Below are 12,924 nucleotides of genomic sequence, written 5' to 3'. Positions count from 1 at the left end.
TGTATAAAAATCACTTCAACTGCTTTTGGTTTTCCTGATCGTATATCCACAATAAATAAGTATACCCAGCATCGTTATCAAACTGCTCAGTATCAAATTAACGTTCCCTTGGTAATGGGTCTGTTTCAATAAAACTTCAGGTGCAAAAAGGAGTATCGGAATGATGATGGAAACCCAGGATTTGCTCCATAAGGATATGAGGATGAATATTGAAATGGCCAGTATTACAGCAACAGCATTACCTGTGTTATCAAGTTTTATAAAAGTTGTACTATAAATGCCACTAAAAATAATTAAACCTGCAAATAACGCAATCGAGATTATGCCTAGTCCATATAGGAGTACACCCTGCTTTACCTTGGATAATTTATGACTAGCCATATACCTAAAACACATCATATAAATGAATATCGAAAGTATGCCAGCAAAAGGATAACCAATGATTTCCCACAATGAAAATTCAATACCACCATTTATAGCTTTTGCAATAATCCAATAGGAAAATGCCCCGATTAAGATCATCACTATATACTTCAGCCATCCCATAAAATCAACAGACATTTCATCAGAAAGTTGCTCCATATATTCTTTTGGACTTCTGCCTACGATATGTTCCACGCTTTTTTTATTCCTTTCAGCTTCAAGAAGATGGACCTCTAACTCTTCGATGATATCCTCGATTTCAGCCGTTTTCTTTCCACTTGAAAAAAGGTATAATCTGAGGTTTTCTAAAAAGTTTTGACTTTCCTTGGATAACGGTTTGTTAACATCAAGCACCTTTACATTCCCCCTTTGTTTTTCACTATTTTATTTACATTTGAACTTAGCTTATTCCAGCGGTCAATGAAGACTTCCAGTTCGCTTTCGCCTTTTTCAGATAAAGAGTAATACTTCCGACTAGGACCTGCTGTAGACTTCTTTAAAGTCGTAATTACTAATTTTTCCTTCTGCATGCGTATTAATAATGGATAAATGGTACCTTCACTTAAAGAATCAAACCCATATCCCCCAAGCTTTTCGGCTAATTCATACCCGTAAACCTCCCCTTCTTTAATGATCGCTAACAGACAACCTTCCAATATCCCTTTAAGCATTTGAGTTGATGTCATGGATATTAAATCACCTCCCCCTTTATCTTGTATAACAAGGTATTAGTTTAAAAAATATTACTTAAAAAAGGAAGATATACTTTATTTTACATTTAACTACCTTGTATTGCAAGTGTTTAATCCCTTATTATTCCTTTAGTGGGATTTCTTCTTTTTTCGGATTTTTAATGTCCATTTTATTGTTAAACTACCTAATAGTTTAATAATAAAATGAGGATACATTTTAATTAATAAGTAAATGCAAGGTATTTTCTTGTTTTTTATATCTTCCCTTTATTTCACCAAAACCATCAATTGTAAGCGAATCAATATTTTCAATGGGTTTATTCTCTAAAATCAGATGTAATCTATTTATGTTTTGAATTCCATTTCCAAAATAGGCAATAACGGGTTGTTGAATATGATAATCTTCATTGTTGATTCTTACTTTTAAAAAGCTCTTATGTAAAAGTCTACCTTCTAAGGGGATGATATTCATCGGATCATAGGTTTTGGCAGTTATTTCCCCTTCAATATATAGATGAATTCCTGCTTGTTCATAAAATTCTTTAAATTCACTTTTTCTCTTTTCTAAAGCAAAACTAACTGCTTTCTCTGTTTCAGAACTTATTTTCACATCAGCTATCGGATATTTTATATAGTCACCGGAATGCTTTTTAACTAGGTCATATAATGTTTCTTCTATACCAAAAAAACTTTCCATCCAACCTGGTGAAAGCTCCTCCAGTAATAAACACATAAACAAACCGGAACTATAACAACTCCTTCTTATACTAGAAGTAGATTTATATTTGTTTAGTAGCTGTTGTCCATACTTTTTTAAAACTGAATGGTAATCATGTGGGCTTTTTTCCGAATAAGCCTTTAATTCCACATACCACGCGGGTCCCTCAACGGTTTCAATTAATTTTTCATATGTTAGATACTCTTTAATCTTGGCTGTTCTTTTTTCTCTTAAGGCTATGAAATTATTAAGATATTGTTTCTTCTTAATAATGTTGTTTTCCAACAACGCACGATAAAGATTTGTTCTTTCCTGATTTCGTAATTCCACATTATCTTTTGACAACGGATATGTGATTCCCATCATTTCATCAGGAAACCGTTTTTCACCTTTAATATATTGATAGCCGTGAAATAATTCGTGAATAAGTATTGAATACAAACCTTCATATTCCTCATACGATTCCATATTAACAATTGCAGTGGGATATTCTTCAAACAGAATGATTGTGTCTCCAGTAAACTGCACATCCCAACTTAAAATATGATATGTAGATTGTTGATCGTTACTAAATTTAGGATGATTGAATAGATAAACATTTTTCTTATCATATAATGCATAAGCAACAAGTTCAAAACCCGGCCAATAATTTTCCAATTTCGCTTTAAACAAGTCTTCAGCAATTCGATTAAGATAATGAGTCATTCTGTTCCTCCCCTAATTTAAATGTCCACTCTTTCAATTCTCTTTATACACTTTAACATAAATATCCAAATCCCACCTTCATCTTTCGAGTTATCTTGTCTACTTGATCAACCTTCATTATTAACATAGCCAATTTTCAATACTCTTGTTGTTTCTTAATTGAACTTCACATAAAATGCCACTGTAAAATATCAGCCCATGGGAGCGAATATCTTACAGTGGCATTTTCCTTCTTTTATGGCCTGTAATCACTTTTTCATTTGCCTCGCTGCGTAATGATTGCCCTGAAAAGCCGATAGCGCTTGGAACATATACTGGACAGCTGCATATACCCCACATGCAAGAAGTATCCCTGCGAGTACATCCAATACAGCATGCTGTTTCGTGAATAGCGTGGAGAGGATAATCAGTGTTCCCAATGTAGTGACACTGATGTACTCCCATTTATGCTGCTCTTTCCGCTTATGGACGACGATCATCATGATGAATGTAGTCAGTACATGAATGCTGGGAAGACAGTTAACAGGTTGATCATGACTATAAACAACTCGCATTAAATGGGCAAAGATATCGTTCCCCACCACTTCTGGACGCGGGACTGTCGATTGCCAAAGGCAATATACAAGAAAACAGATAAGTTTCCCTGATACCAAACTGCCTAATGCCACAAAATAGTGCTTCCGGTCAACGAAACAGTAGTAAATCAGCAATCCATAAATATACGGGTACCAAAGTAAATAAGGAACGACAAATTCTTTAATAAAGGGAATCTCCCCATCTATTATAGTCGTAACATCGACAGCGTGACCTGTGGATTGATTGATTACCGAGTAGATGGAACTAGTAATCACTAAAAGTAATAAATAACATAATGGGTGAAAGGATAAGATAGAATTGTTTTTCATACTCGCTCCAGCTTTCAATATATTGGTTATTTTCCAAAGATTATTATACAACATTTTTCACTAGATTAACTGTTTAATTGCTAAAGTTAAGATTCCCATGAACTAGTAAAATGGATATCTCTTACTTTTCATCAGACCCAAAATACATAAAGAAAGCCATGGTATGTTACCACGGCCTGGAACTTAAAATGTATATGCGAGAAGGTAAAGGTGATAACACTGCTTTCTCTAGATTTTGTTATGGCGTCTTTTCCATACATACGTTAAGGTAATGAAAATGTAGATGCAAAGTGTCATGATCGTTACGATTATGGATGTCGTGAAAATGATTCCGATCAGGATCGTTATTAAAGCGATGATCGCAGCCCATGTCGTATACGGGAACCATTTAACCGAATAGGCACTTGTTTTTCCGGACTGTTGTTTACGTGATTTCAAATGGGCGAATGCAATGATCAACCAGATGAATAATACGGTATATCCCAGCGATCCCATTAGGAAATCGAAGGTCTTGCTTCCAGCAAATAAGGAAATCAGTACACCGCCGTATAAAGCGGACGTACACATTAATATTGCGAAAACAGGAACTTTTTTCTTGGATAACCTTGAAAAGATTTTCGGAATGCGACCGTCCACGGCTTGTGTATACAGAACGCGGGATGAACCATACAATCCAGAGTTCATCGATGAAATGATCGCCAGTAGAACAACGGCGTTCATAATATGGTCGGCACCTGGAATCCCGATCATTTGAAATACCATCACAAACGGACTTTCCGGCACACCGTTTACTTCATTCCAAGGAATTAAGCTAACGATGATGAAAAATGGAATGATATAGAAGGAAATGATCCTTACCAATGTACTGCGAACGGCTTTTGGAACCACTTTTTCAGGATCTTTCGTTTCAGCCAATGTGACCCCGATAATTTCCGTTCCGCCATATGAATAGATTACCACCAGCATCGCGGTGATTAAACCTTTTGATCCATTTGGAAAGAAACCGCCATGCTCAGTCAAGTTAGAGAAACCGACGGCTGTATGATCACCAAAAGTCACGAGCAATAACAATAATCCAGCCATGATGAACACAATGATGACGGTAATTTTAATTAAAGCAAGCCAGTACTCCGTTTCAGCAAAAACCTTTACCGACAGCAAGTTAACCGCAGTAACTAAAACCGAAACAGCTAATGCCAGTATCCAGATTGGATATCCAGGCAGCCAATATTGAAGGAAAATCGCCGCAACCACTGATTCGGCCGCGATATTCAATACCCACATTTTCCAATAGATCCAATCCAGGAAATAGGCAGGATACTTTCCTAAAATCGATTGGACCAAATCCCTGAATGTTCGTGCACCGCTATTGCGGACCGCCATTTCAGCTAAACCTTGCATGATGAATAATAGGATGATGCCCCCTATCAAGTACGCAATGATTACGGAAGGGCCTGCCATATCAATGGCTGAACTGCTTCCTTTAAATAAACCTGCCCCGATTGCACCGCCTAATGCCATCATCGTAATATGCCTTGAAGTCATTGTCCTCTGTAAATTCCGTTTATCCGTCTCCATATCCTTACCTCCCCAAAATCAAAAAAGCATATCGTCTCTTCCTTCATAATCAAATGAAGAAAGAGACGATATGCCTTAAGCTTACCGCGGTACCACTCTTATTGGCTCTTTTCTAGAACCCTGCTTTAAAAACCTTGTAACGAAGGTCAATCGTTAAAACAAAAGAATGGAATAATTCCTATCTTTCGCTTTACCACTCCCAGGCAAGTTCAAAGTATCATTGGACTGCGTTGCACCAACCCGCAGCTCTCTTTACCGAATAATGTGCTTTTACTACTCCTGATCATTGCGTTTCAAAAATTAAATTATATCTGAATATTTTTAATAATATCCCATACTATACGGACTCGAAGTAAATTTGTCAATAATTTTCTTAGGATAATATATTCAAAGGAACAAATCATATGAAATCATGATGGGCCAGCTATATGAAATCAGTAAAATACTATTTAGAATAAAGGATGATTGGTTATCACTGAAACCTTTATAGATTTTGTTTGCCCAAAGGATAGTATAAAAGAAGCCTACCAACCTTCTGGGGAAAACGGGATATTATTGATTTGCTCATTTGATCACTCTTTTACATATTTGCTAATTTAGTATTCTACCTTGTAGCTTTTAGGCGTTAGACGTAACACGTTAGCAGATTTACAGATCATCAATTCCCCTAGAAACTTGAGCATTTCCACCTAAATAATAGGTAATATATCTGCAGTTGGATTGTCTCCTAACGTAGTGTTATCCCAATGTTACTCACTTCTCATTTCTTTTTATTAACCTTCTAAAGTTACTAGCAAATCATCGATTAATCCTATATCAAATCTTAACACCTATATGAAACTCATCGCATAATCCAATATAAACTTTCAAATTTAATAATTTTATGAATTTTACAAAAAAATATAACTAGTTAAAAAGACCTATGTTATTATGAAATAGAAGCAAAAATTCTAAAGGAGATGATAGAATGAGCAAATGGTTTATAAGTATCTTAGTAGTATTTATGATTATGGGTACATCATCAGTTTTTGCAGAAGAACAACAAAAATTTGTTTCGTCTGACTTGGTATCAAATGATACAGTAGAAGGTGAAAATTCAGGTGATGACTATACTTTCTCAGTTGATTTATCGGAAATTAAATTAGCCGAAGGTGAAGTAGCTTCTATTCCTTTAGTTCTAGTTCCCACCAATTTAGATAACAACCTTCTCCAACCAACATTAGCCTTTCCTGGCCCCGGAGGTATTCTAAATTTATGGGCCGAAGGAAGTAAAGTTAGATACAAAATAACTATGTCTATACCAGCTACTGGTTTTACTGGTACTATGCTTATTACAAATCTTACTTCAGGATTATCCTCTGGGAGAACTTCAGTTTCAGGTTTTAGTGGGTCTGTTTCATATAAAGCGTTATATAATAATAGATATAGTGCACAATTAACCGGATCAGCAACTTTCCTCGGTAAAGTTGTTTCTTATACGGTTCCAAATTACATTACTTGGGTTTCTAAACAAGGGGTATTTTTCAAAAAATAAGTAGACAATATATTATATTGTCTACTACTGTAGGCAAAAGAGATTTTAATTTTATAACAAAGTTGATGGAACGGGTGTGCTAGACTCCTGCGGAAAAAGCGTGTCTAGGGGAGACCCTGCAGGCGCAATCCGAGGGCGGACTGCCCGCGGAAAGCGAGTGCCCTACGTTCTAATCAACGTTCAAATTATACAAGCCATAATAAAACTGTAGACAATATATAATTATATTGTCTACTTCCATATAATAGAGTTAAAAGTGAAAGAGGGTTATTTAAGATGATTGGTCATGAACCTAAAGAGTTATTAAGAACTCTTCTAAATGATTATAAAATGCCTGCAGCATCATTAAGTAAAATTACAGGAATATCTGAGCAAGTCATTCTAGATTTTGCAAATGGTGAAAATATTCAATCCACGGTAACTCAAACAGAAATGATGGACCTAATAGATTTAGTGGGCCTATTAGTCATAGGCATGCCTTCATCCGATGCAAATGAAAGGGTCTCTGCTATAACTCAAGTACTGAACAATGAATTTGGTATACCAGTAGAGACGATTTCCTTATTCTCTAATCTTGAGTGTGAAGATATCGAAAAATTCATGAAAGAAAATGATTCCCTGTCCATTGAAAAAAGATACAACCTTGCAGTAACCGTCCTTTTTTTGCATTATATCTTTAAAAGATGATTATTTTATTTACGAAACACCCGGGTCTGACCTTAATTTATGCAACGGAGCATTTCCAGCTAACAGAACGTTTAAGCAACCATTCTTCAGTAAAACCCCATGCTGGATACATAAGGGTGACAACTGCAAGAGCGAACGATCACTTTTCTAAACACTTTCATCTTGGTCAGAAGAACCACTACTGTCTTTGAGGATGAGTGGTTCTTTTTCCGTTTCGCAGTGGCAACCAGTCTCATCCTGTCTGGGTTCGCCGACATCATAAATAATTCCGGCTGGAATAACCGAACACTACCTTCCTGTTTACCTTATCGAATGAATCTATTCATAAAAGCCCAGGCTTTCCTAAACGTTTAAAACTCCATCCCTAACCATGATGCCGCCACCATCAGGACCACAACGACAATCACTATAACCGGTCCTACAACAATTAATCCAAATAACAATGAGACTACCGCGTCCAGAAAGATTCGAAATGGTCCTGCTTTTGCCTTTTTATTCTGTTGCTGCGTTAATAAGGCTTCAAGATGACCGACTTTTTGCTTCAATTCCTGCAATTCTTGAATCACTTTTGTGTCTTGATCCATGAAATACCACCCTCTCCAATTACCAATAAGTGTTAATCCCATCATTTACATCCATCTTTTTAAAGTGAGATTGACTATTCTCCGGCAAACGTCCTTTCTTAATTAATGACGGAATTGATAAATTCGTATGGAGGTTTTTTGAAGAAAAGCAGGCGAAGGCTCACTAAGGGCAACAAGGATTCAGAGGGTAAAAAGAAAAACAGCCCTATGGCTGATTTCCCAATTTCATTAGATATGGCGGCATCACTAAAATCCACAGAATGTTTGTAAGCCGCTAAATTTAGTAAATACGAGTTTTTAACCTGTACACTTAAAAGGAATAAAGGATTATTCCTTTTCATCTTTATACCAGAAATTCTCACTAACAGAGAAAGAAGTTTTGATGTTTCGAACGGTATGCCACCAATTTTTAGGTGTGTACATTAATTCTCCAGAAAACTGGTCCACAATGTAGGGCTTGGTATATTTGAAAGTTGAATCCTCCTTTAAATCCAGATCGAATAAATCATGCTTCAAATCTTTTACATACTCAGTATCATCAGGACTGAAGAAAATCCACTTTTTTTGGCCAAATACTACTGCATTCCAATTATGTGATTTCTCAAAATCCTGATGTATTGGGGTTCCTGTTCCAACCGAACCAAGGAAAATCCATTTTAATTTCTTGTTGTTTTTTGTCTTGATTGTATTATGGTTGAATAGAGATGGACTTTCAAAATAACTCTCTAAATCCTCATTGCCCATTATGGAAAAAGGCCAGTCACAATACAATTTTTCGGGGTTATCGTTTAAAATACCAATGAATTTACCAAGTTTTGATTTGTAAAACTTTTTTTCTTGATCGTATCCTGATTTCCTAATGATTATTTCCCTTTCTCCATAATTAGACTGTAGATAGTCTGTATCCCAATCCCTAGAAGGCCATGAATCTACTAATCCAGTTATTATCAGTGGCTTTTTACCCGCATAATTTTCTTCAAAGTTCATTAGTGATAATTCTTTATAGTGTATCTTTTCTATCAATTCGCTCATCCTTTCAGAGTACGGGATACAATGTAAGATTTTCAAAATGAATATGAGGTGAACCTTGGGTGACGCTAAGGTTATTTTCACCATTTTTATTACAACCGAAAACCGGATTAAAAAAACGCAGTTCATTGCTAAGGGACTTTATAGCTTTAGCTGAATCAAGTTTGTTTCCTTTAATATCAAATCTTCTAAGTATTTTATTGGTTAATTTCCCATTTTTAATGACCAAACCATATGCTGGCCGGATTACAAAATTCAAACCAAGTGATCCCCCACCCCAGGCACCTCTGCAATAGATCCCATTGTCAATTCCTGAAATTATCTCCTGTACTTCCATATTGCCAGAATCCAAATAAGTTGTTGACATTCTTGGCATCGAAAGTGAAGATGAGTCAACGCTTCTTGCATTACAGGAAGATTGTAAGCCTAGGAGCTTACAGGTTTTTGCATTATGCATCAAACCTACGTTTATCCCGTCCTTTATTAGGTTCGTCCTAAATGCTTCATTCTGTTCCGCATCCAATAAATAACTGCCATTTTGCCCAGGAATGGTTGGATCATCGAATACGTTAATTTTATATTCTGACCATTTGTATCCCATCGTTATTCCATTTGGCTTTAAATACTCTAGATAATTATCTGCTTCTAACGTATGACCAAAACATTCGTGTACATAATGGGATCCAGTCCATGGCTCAAGCACAATTTGTGTTTCAATCTTGCGTTCAAGTTGCTGACCATATAAAGCTGCTTCTATTTCCGCTAAAATCACTTCAAAATGATCGATTAATTCAATACATGGTGACTTATTAGTTCTTGTTTGCCATATTACTGGAATAATAGATGCTGAAGTCTCTATTAAAATCATTATAAGGATGGAATACTTTAATTCATAACTGCTCAAACCGATACGAAGTTTAAAAGACTTCCAATGCCTTAAGTGATCATAGCTATCCCGTTCAATGAATGTTAAACAATGATTTAATTCTTCTTGAAGAAACTTATTCTTTTCATTCTCGCACTCTGGTGAAAAAACCCCTTCAACAGCTGAATCATATGATATTAAATATTCATTGTTCATGGTTTCGCATCAGCTCGACTAATTATTAATTGCGAAGGATCGTTATGGATCTTTCCGTCAAAATCCGGTAATTCCATTCCAAGTTTTGATGCGAATACTTCACCCAATTTATAACCCTCTATTCTCATAGGCAATAATTCGATGCAATCTTTTGATAAATCATATCCTTTTTGATACAGCTCCAAGCGAAGGCAACAAATTAAACGTAATATTAAGCCATGTGCCTCGATGGAATCCACTATATTTCCAGTTTTACTAAACCAATTTAGAGCCTCTTCATAATGACTATCCTTGAAAAAGTGAATGCCTAAAACATAGGCAGCCCAATATGAATCATCACCTGTTTTAATTGCTTTTTGATAGCAATTCTTAGCACGTTCAATTTCACCAGATTGGGTATAGAGAATGGATTTCAATTTCCATCCTATTGCTCCTAATGGTTTCAGTTCAAAGTTTAAATCATCTATTTCAGCTAGACTCAACTTTTTATTTGATGAAATTTTCTCCATCGTTACCTTCGGGGAAATCTTATCTTCCTTGGAATATACAATTTCCCTCCCCATTTGCCCGGCTATATATTCCCCTAACCACCTGAAACTTTCAGGTAGAAAACCACTTTTAATTGAATAGGTCATTGTTTTCACTTGATTAATGATGCCTAGACTTCCCAATACATGTAAGGTTTCGTCTATATCATTGGATAAATCATTAGTCTTGGGATCATAAAAATAATCCAAATCAATATCTACAATAACCTGTTCATTAATTATGAATTCTCCCAGATAATCAATACTTGTGACATGTAACTCAATATTATTTAATTGTACAGAAGCAGAATTTTTCCCGTTTCTAAAGCTTGATATGAATTCTTTTCCATGATTTGGTACAAGGGACAAAAGGCCCCATAGCATTTCACTAAAACCTTTTTCTCCTAACATATGAGGGTATACCCATATAATTTTCCGAAAAAGACCCTCTTGTATTGCGGCGTACAAAAAGTCATCAATCCCATAACAATATCTTCCATCTTCCCTGCAAGGTATATCTTTTTTCAATTCATCAATACACAGACCCTCTTTAATGAACTGACTAACTCTTTTCATTTTTGAATTTTCTATCAACTTTAAATCTAAGTGCTGATCAAAATAGACCAAGGTACTATTCCTAGGAATTTCATTGACCCAATATGAAAATACTTCACTATGTTCCTCATATACATATATTTTATCCATCATTCTTGATTAATCCTAAGTTCAGAATCCAATCTATCTGGTCTTGATTGAACTTTTGTTGACGGCTTATTTCCCTTGAACTTCCTATTTCCACCATTTCTAATATACTTGGGTGAATGGGACCCCTAACTAAATGTTTTTCGGTCGCTGCATATAGCCATATGACCATTTCGGAATCACCAGCTACTTTTTTTCCACTTAGTGCCTCGGATATTTCTTTAGAATATGTTTGGTACGCGTAGTAAATATGACCATTATTTTTAACCAGGTCACTATCTATTCTGAAAAATGGGTGTTTATTGACTGTTAGTATAGATAAAATGGCATTTAAAAATTCGTGTTTTAATAATAAATGATTATTTTCAGCCGCAAGGATAAACTCCTCGTTTTCAGACAAATAATTATAAAACGCTTCCTCGATACAGGTCCCTTCCCCAGCATAGGGCAATTCCATGTAACCCTCGAAATGTTTGGACGCCAGGAACTTATGCATGAGCAGCGTTATATCGGTTTTACGGAATTCCAAAGCCTGAAAAACACCGGGAAAAGAAGTTCTTAAACCACCATTATGTTCAATGTTTCCACTCATTAAATTTCTTACAATCGTTGTAGCCGTTGCTACAAGCTCTTCTTTATCTATTGTTTTTATGTGATTTAAATGATCAGCTGATAAATTCAATTCATTCAATTCATCATTTAAAAAGTTGTTTCTATATTGGTAATCATATAATAAATTGTAAAGTAACTCGTCCAGTGAATAATTCTTTGGCTTTAAATCATTTGCCATTTTTCAACTGCCTCCTTCATTCTTTGATAATTTTTCTGTGACTTCGGAATTAATATTCCTTCATCTGTATATTTAGGGTCTTCATATGTAATGGCTTTTAAATTAGGGCATAAAGGAAGCAAGTAATCTAAAAGCTGGATTTGTTCATCCATTAAAACTCCATGATGCAGATCTCTGAATTTCCCTTTAATGATTTGACAGCCTGAAAGGTGCAATTCAAAACAGTTTTCAAAAGGCAATTTTTCTAAACCATTGAACATCTTTTCATTTGTATTCCCTAACAACCATTGATAACTGAGAATATGACCAATATCTATAGTGATCGGGGAGTTTGTCTCCTCGACCAATGTTCTGAAATAATCAAATCCATTTATTTCACCAATAAAGAAGTTAGTACCTTCAGTGAACCCAGGAAACTCAACTGAAACTGGTACAGCCAGTTCAGATTGGTATTCGTTGATGTTCTTTATACAAGCTTCCAATCCTGTTGGTGTCATATATGGCGGCAAAGGGAAAGGGACGGTTTTTCCTTTTATTGACCACAGGCCAAGATCTTCTACGATCCATCTTATGTCATATCTTTCTATAATCTTATTTGTGAATTCTATGATTTCCGATTTTTTGTAATATTCGGTAGCCCCCATATTTAAAATCGTTTGATGGAATGCTCTTGCCTTAAGATGTGGATTGGCTTCGAATAATCTATCATAAGCATCAAAGTAATCCTCGGCTTTTAACACACTTCTATTTTTCGGTTGAAAGGCAAAGAAAATATAGTTAAACTCGTCTTTATAATTTTGAAAAAAGCCTTTCATCTTAAGCGTGATGTCGTCATGGTCCCCTTTGCTTGAAAAACCTATATCTTCCCCCCAAGGTAAATCCATGCCTAAACCAAGTCCAAGTTTTTCCTTTACATCTGGAAATTTTATCTTCTGATAGACTGTGCTCATTAGTCTTTCCTCCCCATAA

Annotated in this window: 13 protein-coding genes and 1 other annotated feature; of the genes, 2 read left to right on the top strand and 11 right to left on the bottom strand. The window is 35.5% G+C overall.

Translation table 11 applies throughout. The features are described from left to right. Positions 1–15: 15 nt before the first annotated feature. The 5 genes from ACFX4X_RS05175 to ACFX4X_RS05155 form a co-directional block, all read right to left on the bottom strand. The gene (locus ACFX4X_RS05175; protein WP_377382198.1) at positions 16–777 is read right to left on the bottom strand and encodes an HAAS domain-containing protein; all 762 of its coding nucleotides are present in this window, start codon (positions 775–777) and stop codon (positions 16–18) included. A gap of 2 nt (positions 778–779) precedes the next feature. Continuing rightward, a complete protein-coding gene (locus ACFX4X_RS05170; protein WP_061464555.1) occupies positions 780–1,109 on the bottom strand; it encodes a PadR family transcriptional regulator in 330 nt (109 codons plus the stop codon). Positions 1,110–1,332: 223 nt separating this feature from the next. Then, positions 1,333–2,538: a hypothetical protein gene (locus ACFX4X_RS05165; RefSeq protein WP_377382196.1), complete on the bottom strand. Its 1,206-nt coding sequence runs from the start codon at positions 2,536–2,538 to the stop codon at positions 1,333–1,335. Positions 2,539–2,786: 248 nt separating this feature from the next. Continuing rightward, positions 2,787–3,443, bottom strand: a complete 657-nt coding sequence (locus ACFX4X_RS05160) for a phosphatase PAP2 family protein (protein WP_377382194.1) — start codon at positions 3,441–3,443, stop codon at positions 2,787–2,789. 228 nt (positions 3,444–3,671) lie between these two features. Then, entirely contained in the window at positions 3,672–5,021 is a 1,350-nt protein-coding gene (locus ACFX4X_RS05155; protein ID WP_089363817.1) for an amino acid permease, read from the bottom strand. A 58-nt stretch (positions 5,022–5,079) separates the two neighbouring features. Continuing rightward, positions 5,080–5,317: a binding site (T-box leader), on the bottom strand. Positions 5,318–5,988: 671 nt separating this feature from the next. Between ACFX4X_RS05155 and ACFX4X_RS05150 the strand changes: the two genes are divergently transcribed. Continuing rightward, complete coding sequence (locus tag ACFX4X_RS05150; RefSeq protein ID WP_377382191.1) at positions 5,989–6,555, top strand: hypothetical protein; 567 nt, start codon at positions 5,989–5,991, stop codon at positions 6,553–6,555. 276 nt (positions 6,556–6,831) lie between these two features. Then, positions 6,832–7,242, top strand: a complete 411-nt coding sequence (locus ACFX4X_RS05145; RefSeq protein ID WP_377382188.1) for an HTH domain-containing protein — start codon at positions 6,832–6,834, stop codon at positions 7,240–7,242. Positions 7,243–7,592: 350 nt separating this feature from the next. Here the strand turns inward: ACFX4X_RS05145 and ACFX4X_RS05140 are convergent, their stop codons facing one another. The 6 genes from ACFX4X_RS05140 to ACFX4X_RS05115 all read right to left on the bottom strand — a co-directional run bounded on the left by ACFX4X_RS05140 (position 7,593) and on the right by ACFX4X_RS05115 (position 12,905). After that, positions 7,593–7,826, bottom strand: a complete 234-nt coding sequence (locus ACFX4X_RS05140) for a hypothetical protein (RefSeq protein WP_377382185.1) — start codon at positions 7,824–7,826, stop codon at positions 7,593–7,595. A 327-nt stretch (positions 7,827–8,153) separates the two neighbouring features. Beyond that, positions 8,154–8,849 (bottom strand): cupin-like domain-containing protein, encoded by a 696-nt coding sequence (locus tag ACFX4X_RS05135; protein ID WP_185147814.1) that lies wholly within the window; start codon positions 8,847–8,849, stop codon positions 8,154–8,156. Between the two features lie 13 nt (positions 8,850–8,862). Further along, complete coding sequence (locus ACFX4X_RS05130; protein WP_377382182.1) at positions 8,863–9,936, bottom strand: metallopeptidase TldD-related protein; 1,074 nt, start codon at positions 9,934–9,936, stop codon at positions 8,863–8,865. Continuing rightward, a complete protein-coding gene (locus ACFX4X_RS05125) occupies positions 9,933–11,171 on the bottom strand; it encodes a peptide arginase family protein (RefSeq protein ID WP_377382180.1) in 1,239 nt (412 codons plus the stop codon). Before ACFX4X_RS05125 ends, ACFX4X_RS05130 begins: the two co-directional genes overlap by 4 nt. Next, entirely contained in the window at positions 11,161–11,955 is a 795-nt protein-coding gene (locus ACFX4X_RS05120) for a hypothetical protein (protein ID WP_284469893.1), read from the bottom strand. Before ACFX4X_RS05120 ends, ACFX4X_RS05125 begins: the two co-directional genes overlap by 11 nt. Next, positions 11,940–12,905, bottom strand: coding sequence for a multinuclear nonheme iron-dependent oxidase (locus tag ACFX4X_RS05115; RefSeq protein WP_061464563.1), 966 nt, complete (start codon positions 12,903–12,905; stop codon positions 11,940–11,942). The genes ACFX4X_RS05120 and ACFX4X_RS05115 overlap by 16 nt, the downstream gene beginning before the upstream one ends. Positions 12,906–12,924 lie beyond the last annotated feature (19 nt).

Origin of the sequence: Peribacillus sp. YIM B13481, assembly GCF_042787985.1 — a bacterium.
Lineage (GTDB): Bacteria > Bacillota > Bacilli > Bacillales > DSM-1321 > Peribacillus > Peribacillus simplex_A.
The sequence above is the reverse complement of the archived record's forward strand: the minus strand, read 5'-3'. Positions and strand labels throughout refer to the sequence as shown.

Coding starts and splice junctions, on each gene's coding strand:
- ACFX4X_RS05170 (WP_061464555.1), bottom strand. CDS start 1,109: ATGACATCAACTCAAATGCTTAAAGGGATATTGGAAGGTTGTCTGTTA.
- ACFX4X_RS05165 (WP_377382196.1), bottom strand. CDS start 2,538: ATGACTCATTATCTTAATCGAATTGCTGAAGACTTGTTTAAAGCGAAA.
- ACFX4X_RS05160 (WP_377382194.1), bottom strand. CDS start 3,443: ATGAAAAACAATTCTATCTTATCCTTTCACCCATTATGTTATTTATTA.
- ACFX4X_RS05155 (WP_089363817.1), bottom strand. CDS start 5,021: ATGGAGACGGATAAACGGAATTTACAGAGGACAATGACTTCAAGGCAT.
- ACFX4X_RS05150 (WP_377382191.1), top strand. CDS start 5,989: ATGAGCAAATGGTTTATAAGTATCTTAGTAGTATTTATGATTATGGGT.
- ACFX4X_RS05145 (WP_377382188.1), top strand. CDS start 6,832: ATGATTGGTCATGAACCTAAAGAGTTATTAAGAACTCTTCTAAATGAT.
- ACFX4X_RS05140 (WP_377382185.1), bottom strand. CDS start 7,826: ATGGATCAAGACACAAAAGTGATTCAAGAATTGCAGGAATTGAAGCAA.
- ACFX4X_RS05130 (WP_377382182.1), bottom strand. CDS start 9,936: ATGAACAATGAATATTTAATATCATATGATTCAGCTGTTGAAGGGGTT.
- ACFX4X_RS05125 (WP_377382180.1), bottom strand. CDS start 11,171: ATGATGGATAAAATATATGTATATGAGGAACATAGTGAAGTATTTTCA.
- ACFX4X_RS05120 (WP_284469893.1), bottom strand. CDS start 11,955: ATGGCAAATGATTTAAAGCCAAAGAATTATTCACTGGACGAGTTACTT.
- ACFX4X_RS05115 (WP_061464563.1), bottom strand. CDS start 12,905: ATGAGCACAGTCTATCAGAAGATAAAATTTCCAGATGTAAAGGAAAAA.